This window comes from Streptomyces sp. ITFR-6, assembly GCF_031844725.1.
Taxonomy (GTDB): domain Bacteria; phylum Actinomycetota; class Actinomycetes; order Streptomycetales; family Streptomycetaceae; genus Streptomyces.
In genome coordinates this window covers 7,222,521-7,239,131 of record NZ_CP134612.1, presented here as the reverse complement: position 1 = coordinate 7,239,131, position 16,611 = coordinate 7,222,521, and the positions used below count along the sequence as shown (strand labels likewise).

At 71.0% G+C, this 16,611-nt stretch carries 15 protein-coding genes; 2 read left to right on the top strand and 13 right to left on the bottom strand.

Annotated features, from left to right (window positions below):
• Positions 1 to 101: 101 nt before the first annotated feature.
• A complete protein-coding gene (bldD, locus tag RLT59_RS33000) occupies positions 102 to 602 on the top strand; it encodes a transcriptional regulator BldD (protein ID WP_014157378.1) in 501 nt (166 codons plus the stop codon).
• Between the two features lie 169 nt (positions 603 to 771).
• Here bldD and nusB read toward each other — a convergent pair whose 3' ends face one another.
• The 13 genes from nusB to RLT59_RS32935 form a co-directional block, all read right to left on the bottom strand.
• Positions 772 to 1,203 (bottom strand): transcription antitermination factor NusB, encoded by a 432-nt coding sequence (gene nusB, locus RLT59_RS32995; protein WP_024490948.1) that lies wholly within the window; start codon positions 1,201 to 1,203, stop codon positions 772 to 774.
• A gap of 2 nt (positions 1,204 to 1,205) precedes the next feature.
• On the bottom strand, positions 1,206 to 1,772 hold the full coding sequence (gene efp, locus RLT59_RS32990) for an elongation factor P (RefSeq protein ID WP_024490947.1): 567 nt from the start codon (positions 1,770 to 1,772) through the stop codon (positions 1,206 to 1,208).
• Positions 1,773 to 1,822: 50 nt separating this feature from the next.
• Entirely contained in the window at positions 1,823 to 2,929 is a 1,107-nt protein-coding gene (locus RLT59_RS32985; protein ID WP_311306781.1) for an aminopeptidase P family protein, read from the bottom strand.
• 79 nt (positions 2,930 to 3,008) lie between these two features.
• Positions 3,009 to 3,917 (bottom strand): Pro-rich N-terminal domain-containing protein, encoded by a 909-nt coding sequence (locus RLT59_RS32980; RefSeq protein ID WP_311306780.1) that lies wholly within the window; start codon positions 3,915 to 3,917, stop codon positions 3,009 to 3,011.
• Positions 3,918 to 4,064: 147 nt separating this feature from the next.
• Positions 4,065 to 4,505 carry a type II 3-dehydroquinate dehydratase gene (gene aroQ, locus RLT59_RS32975; protein ID WP_024491791.1) on the bottom strand — a complete coding sequence of 147 codons (441 nt, stop codon included), beginning with the start codon at positions 4,503 to 4,505 and terminating at the stop codon, positions 4,065 to 4,067.
• Positions 4,502 to 6,136: a 3-dehydroquinate synthase gene (gene aroB / locus RLT59_RS32970; RefSeq protein WP_311306779.1), complete on the bottom strand. Its 1,635-nt coding sequence runs from the start codon at positions 6,134 to 6,136 to the stop codon at positions 4,502 to 4,504. Before aroB ends, aroQ begins: the two co-directional genes overlap by 4 nt.
• Positions 6,133 to 7,317, bottom strand: coding sequence for a chorismate synthase (gene aroC, locus RLT59_RS32965; RefSeq protein ID WP_311306778.1), 1,185 nt, complete (start codon positions 7,315 to 7,317; stop codon positions 6,133 to 6,135). The genes aroB and aroC overlap by 4 nt, the downstream gene beginning before the upstream one ends.
• Positions 7,318 to 7,462: 145 nt before the next feature.
• Positions 7,463 to 8,299: a shikimate dehydrogenase gene (locus RLT59_RS32960; protein ID WP_311306777.1), complete on the bottom strand. Its 837-nt coding sequence runs from the start codon at positions 8,297 to 8,299 to the stop codon at positions 7,463 to 7,465.
• Complete coding sequence (gene mltG, locus RLT59_RS32955) at positions 8,286 to 10,058, bottom strand: endolytic transglycosylase MltG (RefSeq protein ID WP_311306776.1); 1,773 nt, start codon at positions 10,056 to 10,058, stop codon at positions 8,286 to 8,288. Before mltG ends, RLT59_RS32960 begins: the two co-directional genes overlap by 14 nt.
• 95 nt (positions 10,059 to 10,153) lie before the next feature.
• Positions 10,154 to 10,627 (bottom strand): Holliday junction resolvase RuvX, encoded by a 474-nt coding sequence (gene ruvX, locus RLT59_RS32950; protein ID WP_311307941.1) that lies wholly within the window; start codon positions 10,625 to 10,627, stop codon positions 10,154 to 10,156.
• Positions 10,628 to 10,635: 8 nt separating this feature from the next.
• Positions 10,636 to 13,305: an alanine--tRNA ligase gene (gene alaS, locus RLT59_RS32945; protein ID WP_311306775.1), complete on the bottom strand. Its 2,670-nt coding sequence runs from the start codon at positions 13,303 to 13,305 to the stop codon at positions 10,636 to 10,638.
• Positions 13,305 to 13,658 carry a DUF6167 family protein gene (locus RLT59_RS32940; protein WP_311306774.1) on the bottom strand — a complete coding sequence of 118 codons (354 nt, stop codon included), beginning with the start codon at positions 13,656 to 13,658 and terminating at the stop codon, positions 13,305 to 13,307. Before RLT59_RS32940 ends, alaS begins: the two co-directional genes overlap by 1 nt.
• 7 nt (positions 13,659 to 13,665) lie before the next feature.
• Positions 13,666 to 14,106, bottom strand: a complete 441-nt coding sequence (locus RLT59_RS32935) for a DUF948 domain-containing protein (RefSeq protein ID WP_073737538.1) — start codon at positions 14,104 to 14,106, stop codon at positions 13,666 to 13,668.
• Positions 14,107 to 14,353: 247 nt separating this feature from the next.
• Here RLT59_RS32935 and RLT59_RS32930 point away from each other — a divergent pair, with 247 nt between their 5' ends.
• Positions 14,354 to 16,594 carry an ATP-binding protein gene (locus tag RLT59_RS32930; protein ID WP_311306773.1) on the top strand — a complete coding sequence of 747 codons (2,241 nt, stop codon included), beginning with the start codon at positions 14,354 to 14,356 and terminating at the stop codon, positions 16,592 to 16,594.
• Positions 16,595 to 16,611: the final 17 nt, after the last annotated feature.

Below are 16,611 nucleotides of genomic sequence, written 5' to 3'. Positions count from 1 at the left end.
AACCTTTCAGCTTGACGCACCCAAGTAACGCTGCGTAACCTCACAGTGAGTTACCAGCCACGCGGCGGAGCCGCGAAATGTTCCAGCGTCCCGGGAGCCTTATGTCCAGCGAATACGCAAAGCAGCTCGGGGCCAAGCTCCGTGCCATCCGGACCCAGCAGGGCCTCTCCCTCCACGGCGTCGAGGAGAAGTCCCAGGGCCGCTGGAAGGCCGTCGTCGTGGGGTCGTACGAGCGCGGTGACCGTGCCGTGACCGTGCAGCGCCTCGCCGAGCTGGCCGACTTCTACGGTGTCCCCGTGCAGGAGCTCCTGCCCGGTACGACGCCCGGCGGCGCTGCCGAGCCGCCGCCGAAGCTCGTCCTGGACCTGGAGCGCCTCGCCCACGTCCCGCCGGAGAAGGCCGGACCGCTGCAGCGCTACGCGGCAACGATCCAGAGCCAGCGCGGTGACTACAACGGCAAGGTGCTCTCGATCCGCCAGGACGACCTGCGCACGCTCGCCGTGATCTACGACCAGTCCCCGTCCGTGCTCACGGAACAGCTGATCAGCTGGGGTGTGCTGGACGCGGACGCGCGCCGCGCCGTCGCTCACGACGAGGGCTGAGCGCCCCAGCAGAAACGTACCGCCGGATCGGCGGGGCCCTTTCCCGGACGCCCCGCCGCTCCGGCGTTCCTGTTTCCCCGGCAGTCCGCCCCCGCGGGCGGCCGCTCCACGACGAAGGGCCCGCGGTCTGCTGACCGTGGGCCCTTCGTCGGCTGAGCGGCGCCGGAGGCTACTGCTCCCGGCGGAGGTTCGGCTTGAGGTCCTTGAAGCGGGCCAGCAGGCCGTTCACGAAGGACGGGGAGTCGTCGGTGGAGAACTCCTTGGCGATCTGGACCGCCTCGTCGATCACCACCGCGTCCGGTGTCGCGTCCACCCAGATCAGCTCGTACGCACCGAGCCGCAGGATGTTCCGGTCGACGACCGGCATCCGGTCGATCTCCCAGTCCACGGCGTAGGTGACGATGAGGTCGTCGATGCGGTCCGCGTACTGCGCGTACCCCTCGACGAGCTCCATCGTGTACTCGGTGACCGGCGGCTGACGGGTGTCGGACCGCGAGTGCCGTACCCAGTCCGCGAGGACCGTCTGCACGGACTCACCGCGCTGGTCGGCCTCGAAGAGGATCTGGAAGGCGCGCTTGCGGGCCGTGTTCCGGGCAGCCACGGTTAGCTGTTCACCCGGCCGAGGTAATCGCCCGAGCGGGTGTCGACCTTGATCTTCTCGCCGGTCGTGATGAAGAGCGGGACACCGATCTCGTAACCGGTCTCCAGCGTGGCGGGCTTGGTGCCGCCGGTGGAGCGGTCGCCCTGGACGCCCGGGTCCGTGTGCTGGATGACGAGCTCGACGGCGGCCGGCAGCTCGACGTAGAGCACCTCGCCCTCGTGCTGCGCGACGGAGGCGGTGAAGCCCTCGATCAGGAAGTTGGCGGCGTCGCCGACGGACTTGCGGTCGACCATCAGCTGGTCGTACGTGTCCATGTCCATGAAGACGAAGTACTCGCCGTCCATGTACGAGAACTGCATGTCACGCCGGTCAATGGTGGCCGTTTCGACCTTCACACCGGCGTTGAACGTCTTGTCGACGACCTTGCCGGAGAGCACGTTCTTGAGCTTGGTGCGCACGAAGGCGGGGCCCTTGCCGGGCTTGACGTGCTGGAACTCGACGACGGACCAGAGCTGGCCTCCGTCGAGCTTGAGCACCAGGCCGTTCTTGAGGTCGTTCGTGGAAGCCACGGTTGCGGAATCTCCTGGACTGAAGCTGGTGGAACGACCGAGGATGCGCGCTAGAGCGCGAGCAGCTCCTTGGTCGTAATGGTGAGTAGCTCGGGTCCGCCGTCCGCCTCGGGGCGCACGACGAGCGTGTCATCGATCCGGACCCCGCCCCGGCCCGGGAGGTGGACCCCCGGTTCGACGGTGACCGGCACACAAGCGTCCAGTTTACCCATGGCCGCAGGTGCCAGTTGCGGGTCCTCGTCGATTTCGAGCCCGACCCCGTGCCCGGTCCGGGTCACAAGGCCCTCTCCGTGGCCCGCGGAGTCCAGGAGGTGGCGGGCCGCGCGGTCCACGTCGCGGTAGGCGGCGCCGGGCACAAGTGCCTCCCGTCCAGCCCTCTGAGCGGCGAAAACCAGGTCGTAGAGCTCGATCTGCCAGTCGGCCGGAGCGGTGCCGATGACGAAGGTGCGGCCGATCTCGCAGCGGTAGCCGCGGTAGTTCGCGCCGAGGCAGACGGAGAGGAAATCTCCTTCCTCCACCCTTCGGTCCGAGGGCCGGTGACGGCCCCGGCCGGAGTTGGGACCGGTCGCGACGGACGTGGTGAAGGCGGGACCGTCGGCGCCGTGGTCCACCATCCGGCGTTCCAGTTCCAGCGCGAGGTGCCGCTCGGTGCGGCCGACCAGGATCGATTCGAGGAGTTCACCGAGCGCCTGGTCGGTGATCTCGGCGGCGATCCGCAGACAGCCGATCTCCTCCTCGTCCTTGACGATGCGCAGCTGCTCGACGGTGACCCCGAGGTCGGCCAGCCGGAGCTTCGGGGCGACCGCGCCCATCGCCCGGTGCCGGGACACGGTCAGATCGTGTTCCTCGACGGCCAGCGACTCCGCGCCCGCGGAGGTGGCCAGACCGGCGGCGGCGACCACCGGATCGCCGCCGGTGACCGACAGCAGGTCCACCCGGAGCTGTTCGTCGGTACGGCCGTCGGCCGGGTCACCGGTCGGTGGTCGGGGGCAGAGCAGAACGTCCTCTTGGGGGCCGAGCAGCAGCACGGCGCCCGGCGGCGCTCCCCCCGCCAGATAGCGGACATTGGCGGGGCGGGAGACCAGGGCGGCCGCGGATCCGACGGCGGCGCACCGGTCGCGGAGCAGCCCGCGTCGGACGGCGTACACCTCTGACATGCGTCGAGCGTACGAGCGCGGCCCCGGGCCCGCTCGGTCAGCGCACCCGACCGGGGGGCGCCGCACCGGCCGGGCCCGGCTACCAGGCCGGGGGGCTGGCTATGGAGCGGGCGAGTATGTCGTCCAGGACGCGGGCGGTGGTCTCCACGTCGTACGTGGAGTTGTCGATGATCGGCAGCCCGGAGCCGTACCAGCCGGCCATCCGGCCGTGGATGCGGGCGACCTCCTCGTCCGAGAGGCGGCGGTTGCCGCTGCGGGCGGCGTTGCGCTCCAGGACGACCTCCAGGCCCGGCAGCAGGACGACGGGCAGCAGTCCGGGGCCCACGTGGCGCTTCCAGCCGCCGAGGCCGACCACGGGGCGGTCCGGGAAGACCGCGTCGTCGAGGATGCAGGAGATGCCGTTGGCCAGGAAGTTACGGGCGGCGAAGCCGCAGGTGCGGCGCGCCAGCCGGTACTGGGCCTCCGACTGGTCGTTCCACCCCGCCTGCGGGTCCGCGAAGCCGGAGCAGACCCACTCCCGGACGTCGTCGAGGCTGACGTGGGCGGTGGGGACCCGGCGGCGGCTGGCCCAGAGCTTGGCCACGGTGGTCTTCCCGGCGCCCGCGGGGCCGATCAGGAGCACGGCGAGGGTAGCGGTGCCGGTGCCGGGCTCCGCGGGCGGCGCGGGCAGCGGTACGGGCCCGCCGGGCGGCAGCTGGATGTGCCCGGTGCTCTCCCGGGAGACCGGCGCCGGTGCCTGGTGCGGTGCCGGTCCGCTCCAGCCCCGGCCCTGCGCCTGCTGGGCGGGCGGGGCCTGCGGCGGCGTGGCGGGCCGACCGGCCGGCGGCGGGGGGACGGGGCGGCTCGACGGGGGCGGGCCGGGGGGACCGGCCGGCGGCGGGACCGGCGGGCCGGGGTGGCCGGGGTGCTGGGCCTGCTGCGACCATCCGACAGGCCCGGTCCCGGGTCCGTGGGGCGGCGGCAGCGGTGCCCCCACTGCGTGCTGCATCCGGTGGCACTCCGTCTCGTACAGGCAACTGACGCTGGTGGAACGGCAACCGTACAGTCCCCGGCCGCCACACAGGGAACGGCCGGGGACCGCACGAAGTGCCCCGACGGCCAAGTCGGCCACGCCGGCCGTGCGGTGCGACGTCCGTCAGTCCGTCAGTTCGTCCGCGAGGGCCCGCAGCGCGAGCCGGTAGGAGCCGATGCCGAACCCCGCCACGGTCCCGGTGGCGACCGGTGCGACCACGGAGTTGTGGCGGAATTCCTCGCGCGCGTACGGGTTCGAGATGTGCACCTCGATCAGCGGGGCGGTGCGCTGGGCGGCCGCGTCCCGCATTCCGTACGAATAGTGCGTGAAGGCGCCCGGGTTGAGAACGACCGGAATCGAACCGTCCGCGGCCTCGTGGAGCCAGCGGATCAGCTCCCCCTCGTCGTTGGTCTCCCGGACGTCGACGTCGAAGCCGAGCTCCTTACCGAGCGTGCGGCAGGCCTCGACGAGCCCGGCGTACGAGGTGGCCCCGTAGACGTCGGGCTCGCGGGAGCCGAGCCGGCCGAGGTTGGGCCCGTTGAGGACGAGGACCCTTCGGGTCACGCCGACACCTCCCCGTAGGCGGCGAGCAGCACGGCCGGGTCGGGGCCCTCCAGGACGGTCGGCTTGCCGAGGCCGTCCAGGACGATGAAGCGCAGCAGGTCGCCGCGGGACTTCTTGTCGACCTTCATGTTCTCCAGCAGCTTGGGCCACTGGTCGCCCCGGTAGGTGAGCGGCAGCCCGACGGACTCCAGGACCGCGCGGTGCCGGTCGGCGGTCGCGTCGTCCAGGCGCCCGGCCAGGCGGCCCAGTTCGGCGGCGAAGACCATGCCGACCGAGACGGCCGCGCCGTGCCGCCACTTGTAGCGCTCGTTCTTCTCGATCGCGTGCGCCAGGGTGTGGCCGTAGTTGAGGATCTCGCGCAGCCCGGACTCCTTGAGGTCGCTGGAGACGACCTCCGCCTTGACCCGGATGGCGCGTTCGATCAGCTCGGAGGTGTGCGGTCCGGCCGGTGTGCGCGCGCCCTGGGGGTCGGCCTCGACGAGGTCGAGGATGGCCGGGTCCGCGATGAAGCCGGCCTTGATGATCTCGGCCATGCCGCTGACGTAGTCGTTGACCGGCAGTGAGTCCAGGGCGGCGAGGTCACAGAGCACTCCGGCGGGCGGGTGGAAGGCGCCGACGAGGTTCTTGCCCTCCGCGGTGTTGATGCCGGTCTTGCCTCCGACGGCCGCGTCCACCATGGCGAGCACGGTGGTGGGTACGGCGATCCAGCGCACTCCGCGCAGCCAGGTCGCGGCGACGAAGCCCGCGACGTCCGTGGTCGCGCCGCCGCCCACGCCGACGATGACGTCGGTGCGGGTGAAGCCGGTCTGGCCGAGCGCCTTCCAGCAGTAGGCCGCGACCTCGACGGTCTTGGCCTCCTCCGCGTTCGGCAGCTGGATCGCGATGGCCTCGTAGCCCTGGTCCGCGAGGTCCTGGCGGACGGCCTCGCCGGTCTCCGCGAGCGCCTCGGGGTGCAGGACCGCTACGCGCTTGGCGCGGCCACCGATGAACGTGGGCAGCTCGCCCAGCAGTTGCCGGCCGATCACCACCTCGTACGGGTCGGTGCCCGCGCTGCCGGCGATCTGGATTCGGGTGGGGCCCTGCTCTGTCATCGTTGCGTTCTCCTGGCCGGACGACGGCGCGTCCGGCAGTTCCAGTGCTTCGAGGACCGCCTGGGCGACCTCTTGCGGTGTGCGCTCGTCGGTCGCGACGACCGCGCGGGCCACCTCCGTGTAGAGGTGGCGGCGGGCCTCCATGAGCTCGCGCCACTGCCGGCGCGGATTCACGGCGAGCAGCGGGCGCGCGGTGTTCAGCCCGACCCGCTTGACCGCTTCGTCGACGTCCATCGAGAGGTAGACGACGGCGTGGCCGGCCAGCAGGGCGCGGGTCGCCTCGTCGAGGACGGCGCCGCCGCCGAGCGAGAGGACGCCCGTGTGCTCCGCGACCGCGTCGTGCACGGCCCGGCGCTCCAGCTCGCGGAACCGCTCCTCGCCCTCGTCGTAGAAGATCTCCGCGATCGGCTTCCCGGCCGTGGCGACGACATCCGCGTCGGTGTCCCGGTAGGTGGTGCCGAGCCGTCCGGCGAGCAGCTCACCGACGGTGGACTTGCCGACTCCCATCGGGCCGACCAGGACGATCAGCGGGGCGCTCATCGGATCTGCAGGTGGTCGAGGTACGACTGCACGTTGCGGTGGGTCTCGGGGACGCTGTCGCCGCCGAACTTCTCCGCGACCGCGTCGGCGAGCACCAGCGCGACCATCGCCTCCGCGACGATCCCTGCGGCCGGGACGGCGCAGACATCGGAGCGCTGGTGGTGGGCCTTGGCGGGCTCGCCGGTCACCACGTCCACGGTGGCCAGGGCGCGCGGCACGGTCGCGATGGGCTTCATCGCGGCGCGGACGCGCAGCAGCTCGCCGGTGGTGAGACCGCCCTCGGTGCCGCCGGAGCGGCCGGAGGCGCGCTTGATGCCGTCGTCGGTCACCAGGATCTCGTCGTGCGCCTGCGATCCCGGCACCCGGGCCAGGTCGAAGCCGTCCCCGACCTCGACGCCCTTGATGGCCTGGATGCCCATGAGCGCGGCGGCGAGGCGGGCGTCGAGCCGGCGGTCCCAGTGCACGTGCGAACCGAGGCCGACCGGCACCCCGTACGCCAGCACCTCGACCACACCGCCGAGTGTGTCGCCGTCCTTGTGGGCCTGGTCGATCTCTGCGACCATCTGCTTGCTCGCGTCCTGGTCGAGGCAGCGCACCGGGTCGGCGTCGAGCCTGTCGACATCGGCCGGCGTCGGGTAGACCCCGTACGGCGCCTTGGCGGCGGCCAGCTCGACGACATGGCTGACGATCTCGATGCCGGCCGTCTCCTTGAGGTACGACCGGGCGACCGCTCCGAGGACGACGCGCGCCGCGGTCTCCCGGGCGCTGGCGCGCTCCAGGATCGGCCGGGCCTCGTCGAAGCCGTACTTCTGCATGCCGGCGAGGTCGGCGTGGCCGGGGCGGGGGCGGGTCAGCGGGGCGTTACGGGCCTGTGCGGCCAGCACGTCGGGGTCGACCGGGTCGGCCGACATGACCTGCTCCCACTTGGGCCACTCGGTGTTACCCACCATCACGGCGACGGGCGAACCCATGGTCAGGCCGTGCCGGACCCCGCCCAGGAAGGTGACCTCGTCCTGCTCGAACTTCATCCGGGCGCCGCGGCCGTATCCGAGCCGTCGCCGGGCGAGCGCGTCCGCCACCATCTCCGTGGTGACCGGGACACCGGCGGGAAGACCCTCCAGCGTCGCCACCAGTGCGGGGCCGTGCGACTCCCCCGCGGTCAGCCAGCGCAACCTGCTCAACGGTGCTCCTCATGCTCGCGCCTGAAATCCGAACGGCGCGACCGGGTGCGCGGCCCTGGCCCGCCGCCCCCGATCCTCCCACGGACCGGACGGCCGGCCCGCCGCCGGTCCAGCAGACGGACGGATCAAGCGGCGAGGAACGCGGTCAGCGAGCGGCCAGTGCCATCTCGCCGGCCTGCCTCATGGCGGCCAGCGGCGCCGGGGTACGGCCCGTCATCTGCTCGACCTGGAGGACCGCCTGATGCACCAGGAGATCGAGACCTCCGATGACTGCGCCATTGCGGGCCGCCCAGGCGGCCGCGAGTCCGGTGGGCCAGGGCTCGTACAGCACGTCGAAGAGTGTGCCCGGAGTCTTGGGCAGCGCTCCCGCCAGCGCGTCCGTGGCCCCGGCCGGGGTGGTCGCGATGACCAGCGGGGCCCGCAGTGCCTGCTCGGCCTCCGCCCAGTCCGCGATCCGGACGTCGACGCCGAGCCGTTCGCCCCAGCCGCGCATCTCGTCACCACGTTCCCGGCTGCGGACGTAGGCCGTGACCGGTCCCGCGCAGATCGCGGAGAGGGCGGCGAGGGCGGAGGAGGCGGTGGCTCCGGCGCCGAGGACGGCCGCGGACTCCGTCTTCTCGACGCCGCGCTCACGCAGGGCGGCGATCATGCCGGGGATGTCGGTGTTGTCGCCGGCCCGCCGGCCGTCCTCGGTGAGGACAACGGTGTTGACGGCCTCGACCGAGGCGGCGGTCTCGCTGATCTCGTCCAGCAGCGGGATCACCGCCCGCTTGAGCGGCATGGTCAGTGAGAGCCCGGCCCAGGTTCCGTCCAGGTCCTCGACGAAGCCCGGCAGCGCCTGCTCGTCGATCTCGTACCGGTCGTAGGACCAGTCGTCCAGGCCGAGTGCGCAGTACGCGGCCCGGTGCAGGACCGGGGAGAGCGAGTGGGCGATGGGCGAACCGAGGACGGCCGCCCGGTGCCGCCTGTCAGTCGAGACCATGCTGTTCCTTGAACTTCTGGTTGAGCTTCTCGTGCTCTGCGGCCGTCTTGGTGAACTGGGTCTTCTTGCCGTCGAGCGAGATGAAGAACATCCATCCGTCGCCGGTCGGACTCAGCGTCGCGCGCAGTGCCTCGCCCCCGGGGTTGCTGACGGGGCCGGGCGGAAGACCGGCGTGGTAATAGGTGTTGTAGGGATCCGGATTGCTCCGGATATCCTTCGACCTGATCTTGATCTCACTCTGATTCGTGAGGTAGTTGTACGCGGAGTCGAATTCGAGCTTGCGGTTCGTGACCGTGTTATCCGGCTTCAGGCGGTTGTAGACGACTTCGGCCATCTTGCGGAAGTCGTCATGCGTGAGACCTTCCGCCTGGACCAGGCTGGCCACGGTGAGTACCTGCCACGGACCGTCCAGCTTGTACTTCTTGGCGGTTCCTTCGAGGTCGAGCTTCTTGTACTCGTCGTTGGACCGCGAGACCATCTTTTCGAGGATCGTCTCCGGCTTGGTTTCCTTCGTGACCGAATACGCGGCCGGGTAGAGGAAGCCTTCCAGCGGGTCCTTGATGTCCTTGTTCTTGCTCGCCCAGCCGGGCAGGCCCAGATCGGCCTTCTTGGACGTGGCGATGCCCTTGGTCGTGCCCTTCTTCAGGCTCAGCTTCTTGTCGATCATCGCGTAGACGGCGACGTTGCGGGAACCCTCGGGGATCACCAGCAGGTTCTGGCTCTTCGGGTCGAGCATCATCTTGAGGGCCTCTGACGCGGCCATCTTCTCGTGCAGCAGATAGACGCCGGCCTGGATCGACTTCCCCTTGGGGTTCTCGCTCTGCGCCGAGACGAAGGCGTCGACGCTCTTGACCACACCCTGCTTCTTCAGGATGTTGGCGATGTCGTACCCGTACGAACCCTTGGGGATCTCGATCTCGACGGTCCCGGAGCCGCTGCCCGCGTAGTCCTCCGCCGGGCCGAATTTGTCCTGGTAGTACGAGTAGCCGAAGTAGCCCACTCCGCCTACGCCGCCGACCAGGACAAGAGAGATGACGAGGCAGGCGCAGCCGCTGCGGCCCTTCTTCTTGCCCTTGCCCCGGCGCTCGTCCCCGCCTCCGCGGCGGGAGTCGCGGGAGTCATCGTCGTCGTAGTCGTCGTCCTTGGCGCCGCCGTCGTCCACACCCGTGAAGAAGGGGTGGGTCTCCTCCGGCTGGACCTCGGGGTCCCAGTCGGGGTTCTGCGCAGGCGCCTGTTCGGGTGCTTGTTCGGCTACTTGCTCGGGCGCCGCCTGGCGGCGGCCGGGGGGCTGCGGCGGCGGGTAGGCCTCGGGGGTGCCGTAGTAGTCGTTCGTCTCGCCGTAGCCGTACCCGGCGGCGGGCTGGCCGTCGTACGGCATCGCGGCCGGCTGCTGCCCGGTGTCCCAGCCGCCGTTATAGGGAGGCTGCTGGGCGTACGGGTCCTGCTGGGCGCCGTACTGGGGCTGCTGGTACTGCTGCTGCGCGTACGGATCCTGAGGCTGCTGCTGGTGCTGCGGCTGCTGCGCGTACGGGTCGTGCTGCTGCGGCTGGGCGTACGGGTCGTGCTGTTGCTGCTGCTGCGCGTAAGGATCCTGCGGCTGCTGCTGGGCGGCGTACGGGTCCTGCGGGTAGGGCTGCTGCTGGCCGCCGTACTGGCCCTGGCCGTGGGCAGGCTGCTGGCCTCCCCATCCCTGGTCCCCGTACAAGGGGTCCTCGGGATGCCACGGTTCGGAGCCGGGGCCCCGGCCATACTCAGTCATCGATCCCCTTGAGCCGCGAGACGAGGTCCCGTCTCTTTGCTGTGCGGTGTTTGTTCGAACACCGCCGCATCGCGCGGAACGTTACCGTATCGCGATCAGACAACCACTTCGACGCCCTCGCCGGGAGGATTGCCCGAAGCCCGTTCGGACTCCAAAGCGTTCTGAAGGATCACCACAGCGGCAGCCTGATCAATGACGGAACGGCCCTTTTTGGACTTCACGCCCGAGGCGCGCAGGCCCTGACTCGCCGTCACTGTGGACATCCTCTCGTCCAGCAATCGCACCGGAATGGGTGCGACCGCGCGGGCGAACACATCCGCGAAGGCGCGGACCTTGGCCGCGGCCGGCCCCTCCCCCCCACCGAGGGAGCGGGGCAGGCCGACGATGACCTCGATCGGCTCGTACTCCGCGACGATCTGGCCGAGCCGCCGGTGGGCGGCCGGGACATCGCGTCCCGGCACGGTCTCCACCGGCGTGGCGAGGATCCCGTCGGGGTCGCACGAGGCGACCCCGATCCGGGCGTCCCCGACGTCGATCGCCAGCCGGCGACCGCGGCGCATCCCCGTCATGTCCGGCGTCACGCCGTCTCGGTGACGAGGCGTTCGACAGCGGCGACGGCGTCACCGATGGCGTCCGGGTTCGTGCCGCCGCCCTGGGCGACGTCCGGCTTGCCGCCGCCTCCGCCGCCGAGCGTCTTGGCAGCGGTGCGGACCAGGTCACCGGCCTTGAGACCGCGCTCGCGAGCGGCCTCGTTGGTGGCGATGACGGTCAGCGGGCGGCCGTTGGCCGTGGTGAACAGGGCCACGACGGCCGGGCGGCCGCCCTGGACGCGCCCGCGGACGTCGAGGACGAGCCGGCGCAGGTCGTCGGCCGAGGTGCCGTCCGGGACCTGGCCGGTGACCAGGGCGACGCCCCGGACGTCCTGGGCGGAGTCGACGAGCCCGGCGGCGGCCTGGAGCACCTTCTCCGCGCGGAACTTCTCGATCTCCTTCTCGGCGTCCTTCAGCTTGCCGAGCATTCCGGCGATCTTCTCCGGAAGCTCCTCCGGACGGCCCTTGACGAGCTCCTGGAGCTGGGCGACGACCGTGTGCTCCCTGGCGAGGAAGTTGTACGCGTCGACGCCGACGAGAGCCTCGATGCGGCGTACGCCGGAGCCGATGGACGACTCCCCGAGCAGCTTGACCAGACCGAGCTGGGCGGTGTTGTGGACGTGCGTGCCGCCGCACAGCTCCTTGGAGAAGTCCCCGATGGTGACGACCCGGACCCGCTCGCCGTACTTCTCACCGAACTCCGCGATGGCGCCCTGCTTCTTGGCCTCGTCGATGGACATGACCTCGGCCTGGACGTCGAGCTCGCGGGAGAGCACGGTGTTGATCTTCTGCTCGACGTCGGTGAGGACCGTGCCGGGTACGGCGGCGGGCGAGCCGAAGTCGAAGCGGAACCGGCCCGGGGAGTTCTCGGAGCCGGCCTGGGCGGCCGTCGGGCCCAGCGCGTCGCGCAGCGCCTGGTGAGTGAGGTGGGTGGCGCTGTGGGCGCGGGCGATGGCCCGGCGCCGGGTGTCGTCGATGGAGGCGAGGGCGGCGGCACCGACCGTGACCTCACCGACCTGGACGACACCCTTGTGGACGTGGACGCCGGGGACCGGCTTCTGGACGTCGCGGACCTCGATCACCGCGCCGGTGTCGAGCCGGATCCGCCCGGTGTCGGCGAGCTGGCCGCCGCCCTCGGCGTAGAACGGGGTGCGGTCCAGGACGACCTCGACCTCGTCGCCCTCCAGGGCGGCGGGCGAGGGGACACCGTCGACGAGGAGGCCGACGATCGTCGACTCGCCCTCGGTCATGGTGTAGCCGGTGAACTCGGTGGCGCCGGAGTTGTCCGCGACCTCGCGGTAGGCGGACAGGTCGGCGTGACCGGTCTTCTTGGCGCGGGCATCGGCCTTGGCCTTGTCCCGCTGCTCCTGCATCAGGCGGCGGAACCCGTCCTCGTCCACGGACAGGCCCTGCTCCGCGGCCATCTCCAGGGTGAGGTCGATCGGGAAGCCCCAGGTGTCGTGGAGCAGGAACGCCTTGTCCCCGGCGATGACCCGGCCGCCGGCGGCCTTGGTCTCGGTGACGGCGGTCTCAAGGATGTTGGTGCCGCCCTTGAGGGCCTTGAGGAAGGCGGCCTCCTCCGCGAGGGCGACGGTCTCGATGCGCTTGCGGTCGGTGATCAGCTCGGGGTACTGCAGGCCCATCGTCTCGATCACGACGCCGACCAGCTCGTTGACGACGGAGCCGGTGGAGCCCATCAGCCGCATGTTGCGGATGGCGCGGCGCATGATGCGGCGCAGCACGTAGCCGCGGCCCTCGTTGCCGGGGGTGACACCGTCACCGATGAGCATGACGGAGGTGCGGATGTGGTCCGCGACCACCCGGAGCGAGACGTCCGTGCCCTCGGCGGCGCCGTAGCGCACGCCGGTCAGCTCGGTGGCCCGGTCCATGACGACGCGCAGGGTGTCGGTCTCGTACATGTTCTGCACGCCCTGCAGGATCATCGCGAGGCGTTCCAGGCCGAGGCCGGTGTCGATGTTCTTGGAGGGCAGGTCCCCGAGGATCGGGAAGTCCTCCTTGCCGTCGCCGGCGCCGCGCTCGTACTGCATGAAGACCAGGTTCCAGATCTCCACGTAACGCTCGTCGTTGACGGCCGGGCCGCCCTCGACGCCGAACTCGGGGCCGCGGTCGTAGTTGATCTCGGAACAGGGGCCGCAGGGTCCGGGGACGCCCATGGACCAGAAGTTGTCCTTCTTGCCCAGGCGCTGGATCCGCTCGGCCGGGACGCCGATCTTGTCGCGCCAGATGGCCTCGGCCTCGTCGTCGTCGAGGTAGACCGTGATCCACAGCCGCTCGGGGTCCAGGCCGAAGCCGCCGTCCGCCACGGAGCCGGTGAGCAGCTCCCAGGCGTACTCGATGGCGCCTTCCTTGAAGTAGTCACCGAAGGAGAAGTTTCCGCACATCTGGAAGAAGGTGCCGTGCCGGGTGGTCTTGCCGACCTCTTCGATGTCCGGCGTACGGACGCACTTCTGCACGCTGGTGACGCGCGGGGCGGGCGGCTTGACCTCACCGAGGAAGTACGGCTTGAAGGGCACCATGCCGGCCGGGACCAGCAGCAGAGTCGGGTCGTCCGCGATGAGCGACGCCGAAGGGACGACGGTGTGACCGCGCTCCTCGTAGAAGCTCAGCCAGCGGCGGCGAATTTCAGCCGACTCCATCAGTGGTCCTCATTCCGGTTGTACGAGTTGTAGGGGAGCGTGCGGTTGCGGGCGGGCGCCCCGCGTCTGCCGGGCGGCGCCGCCTCGACGGCGAAGTGCGGCCGTACCGGGAGGTCCGGGTCGACCGGGGCTTCGAGCCCCAGCGCCTCGCCCAGCTCGGCCTCGCGCCTGACCATGCCCTCGCGGACGTCCAGCGCGAAGTCCTTGAGCCGGTGACCGGCCACGACCGCCTTGTCGGCGGCCTGCGCCGCGAGGCTCTCGGGGGTCAGCTGCTTGATCTTGCGGTTGACCTTGGCGGTGGCCCAGACCCCGGCGGCTGCGCCGGCGGTGAACCAGAACGTACGGCGGAACATCGCTGCGTCAGTCCTTCGATCCGCGGGAGTTTCTGCCGTTGCGCTTCCTGCCACGCGCGGACGGCACGGTCCGGCCGACGATCACCGATCGCCGGGAACGCGCTTCCGGTTCGGGGGCGGTCTTGCGGCCGATGGCCTGCCGGACCCCGTAGCCGAACGCGGCGACCTTGACCAGCGGGCCGCCGAACGTGGAAGCGACGGTGGTGGAGAGCGCCGAGGCGTTGGAGGTGACCTCCTGGACGTCCGTCGCGATCGCGTCGACCTTGTCGAGCTGGGTCTGCGCGGAACGTACGGTCGCGGAGGCGTCAGCGAGCAGCGGGACGGCCTGTTCGGTCACGTCCGCCACGAGTCTGGTGGTCGCCCTGAGCGTCTGCGCGAGCCTCACCAGCACGACGGCGAGGAACGAAACCAGGATCGCCCAGAAGACGGCCACCAGGATCCCGGCCACCTCACCACCGGACACAGTGCACCGCTCTCTCTGGCTTGTCGTCTGTCTCTGCGTTGTTCAGCAGAGACAGACGCTGTTTCCGCGCTGTTCTCCGCTTGTTCGGCGGCGGCCCGCGCAGCGGCCGGTCACCGCCTCCGAGCCTATCGCGCCGGGGCTCGCGCCCTGTACCGCATTACCGCCCGGCACGGCGGGAGTTCCCGCGACGAGATTGTACGGAGCGCTTTCGGGCCAGTACTCTGCGTGTTTCATGCGACGCCCTCAGCGCCCCTTCCCCTCTCCCGACGGTCCGGATACACCGCCCACCGCCCCTGGCGGGCCCGCACACGGCCTCCCGGGCAATCTCCCGGCGGAACTGAACGGGTTCGTGGGACGTGACGACGAGCTGGCCGAGCTCGCCGGACTCCTGGAGGAGTCCCGGCTGGTCACCGTCGTGGGAGTGGGAGGCGTCGGCAAGTCCCGGCTGGTCACCAAGGTCGCGACCCTTCTGAAAAAACGGTACTGCGACGGGGTCTGGCTGCTGGAGCTGTCGGACGTCCACGATCCGGAGCTGCTGGAACACGCACTCGTCGACGCGCTGGGCCTGACCGACCACACCAACAGGCCGCCGCACACCACACTCCTGGAACACTGCGCCGGACGCCGGCTCCTGCTGGTGATCGACGGATTCGAACATCTCGTGGACGCCTGTGCGGAGTTGGTACGGGACCTGCTGCGCCGGGCCCCCCGGCTGCGGGTGCTGGCGGCCGGCCGGCTGCCGCTGGAACTCGACGGCGAGGTCACCTATCCGCTCGCGACCATGACCGGCCGGGACGCGCTCCGGCTCTTCGCGGAGCGGGCCACCGCGGTGCAGCCGGAGTTCCGGCTGACCGAGGACACCCGGGGCGCGGTCCAGGAGCTCTGCCGGCGGCTGGACAGGATTCCGCTCGCGCTGGAGCTGGCGGCCGGGCGGCTGCGGGCGCTCTCGGCCGAGCAGGTGCTGGAGCGCCTCGACGACCGCTTCCGGCTGCTGACCGGCGGCAGCCGCAGCGCGCTGGCCCGGCATCAGACGCTCCGTACGGCCATCGGCTGGAGCCATGAGCTCTGCGCCCCGGAGCAGCGGCTGCTGTGGTCACGGCTCTCGGTCTTCGCCGGGCAGTTCGACCTGGAGGCGGTCGAGTACATCTGCAGCGGCTCCGAACTGCCGGCCGACTCGGTGCTCGACGTGCTCTCCGGGCTGCTCGCGCAGTCCATCGTGCTGCGGGAGGACTCGGCGGCCGGGACCCGCTACCGGATGCTCGACACGGTGCGCGAGTACGGCGCCGAGTGGCTGGCGGCCACCGGGGAGACGGAGCGGCTGCGGCGGCGTCACCGCGACTGGTTCCTGGGGCTGGCGACCTGGTGCGAGCTGGACTGGTTCAGCCCGAGGCAGAGCGAGGTGGCGGCCCGGGTGGAGAGCGAACTGCCCAATCTGCGGCGGGCCATGGAGTGTTCGCTGGAGTGCCCGGAGGAGGCGCATCTCGCCCAGTACCTGGCGGGCACGCTCTGGTTCCTGTGGGTCGGCTGCGGGCTGCTCTCGGAGGGGCGGCACTGGCTGGACCACGTGCTGGAGGAGGAGACCCCGTACGACTCCTCGCGGCTGAAGGCGCTGTGGGTGCTCGGCTATGTCGCGGTGCTGCAGGGAGACCCGGTGGGAGCGATCTCGGCGCTGACCGAGTGCCGGGAGGAGGCGGAGCTGGCCGGTGACGCCACGGCCTCGGCGTACGCGCTGCACCGCACCGGCTGCCTGGCCCTCGTCACGGACGACACGGCGCGGGCGCAGGAGCTGCTGCACGAGGCGCTCGGCCGCTACCGGGAGCTCGGGGAGCTGAACAGCAATGTGCTGATGGCCCAGGTCGAACTGGCGATGTCGGTCGGGTTCCGCGGCGAGCTGGACCGCGCGGTCACGATCTGCGAGGAGGTCCGGGAGATCTGCGAGGACCACGGGGAGCGGTGGGCCCTCAGCTACGCACTGTTGGTCCTGGCCTTCGCCGCCCTGGAGCGGGGCCGTCCGGCACGGGCCAGGGAGCTCCTCGGGGAGTCGCTGTCCATCAGCCACGCCTTCCACGACCTGCTCGGCACCGTGCTCTCGCTGGAACTGCTGGCGCTGATCACGGTGGTCGAGGGCGACGCGGACGAGGCGGCGCTGCTGCAGGGGGCCGCCGAACAGATCTGGCCATCGGTGGGGCTGCCGCTGTTCGGCTCCGAGCACTACGGGGCGCCCAGGGCCCGGTGCGAAAAGCTGGCCCGCCAGGAGCTGGGCGAGGAGCGGTACGCCTCGCAGCGGCGGGCCGGCGCGGTGCTGGGCACCGACGCGGTGGTGGCCAGGGCACTGGCCGGGCGCCCCGGGGAGCGGCGGGGCGACGCGGAGACCGGCGCACCGGAGGCGCCGGGGCCGCTTCCCGAGACCGGGAAGACGCGAAAGCCCGCCGCCTCCCCGGCTTCGGGAAGGGGCGGGCCTGAGCGCTGGTGAAGAGCGGCTACGCCTGG

What these genes read in the sequence shown, in the direction of transcription:
- bldD (WP_014157378.1), top strand. Translation starts at nt 102, where the DNA reads ATGTCCAGCGAATACGCAAAGCAGCTCGGGGCCAAGCTCCGTGCCATC.
- RLT59_RS32985 (WP_311306781.1), bottom strand. Translation starts at nt 2,929, where the DNA reads ATGTCAGAGGTGTACGCCGTCCGACGCGGGCTGCTCCGCGACCGGTGC.
- RLT59_RS32980 (WP_311306780.1), bottom strand. Translation starts at nt 3,917, where the DNA reads ATGCAGCACGCAGTGGGGGCACCGCTGCCGCCGCCCCACGGACCCGGG.
- aroB (WP_311306779.1), bottom strand. Translation starts at nt 6,136, where the DNA reads ATGAGCGCCCCGCTGATCGTCCTGGTCGGCCCGATGGGAGTCGGCAAG.
- RLT59_RS32960 (WP_311306777.1), bottom strand. Translation starts at nt 8,299, where the DNA reads ATGGTCTCGACTGACAGGCGGCACCGGGCGGCCGTCCTCGGTTCGCCC.
- mltG (WP_311306776.1), bottom strand. Translation starts at nt 10,058, where the DNA reads ATGACTGAGTATGGCCGGGGCCCCGGCTCCGAACCGTGGCATCCCGAG.
- ruvX (WP_311307941.1), bottom strand. Translation starts at nt 10,627, where the DNA reads ATGACGGGGATGCGCCGCGGTCGCCGGCTGGCGATCGACGTCGGGGAC.
- alaS (WP_311306775.1), bottom strand. Translation starts at nt 13,305, where the DNA reads ATGGAGTCGGCTGAAATTCGCCGCCGCTGGCTGAGCTTCTACGAGGAG.
- RLT59_RS32940 (WP_311306774.1), bottom strand. Translation starts at nt 13,658, where the DNA reads ATGTTCCGCCGTACGTTCTGGTTCACCGCCGGCGCAGCCGCCGGGGTC.
- RLT59_RS32930 (WP_311306773.1), top strand. Translation starts at nt 14,354, where the DNA reads ATGCGACGCCCTCAGCGCCCCTTCCCCTCTCCCGACGGTCCGGATACA.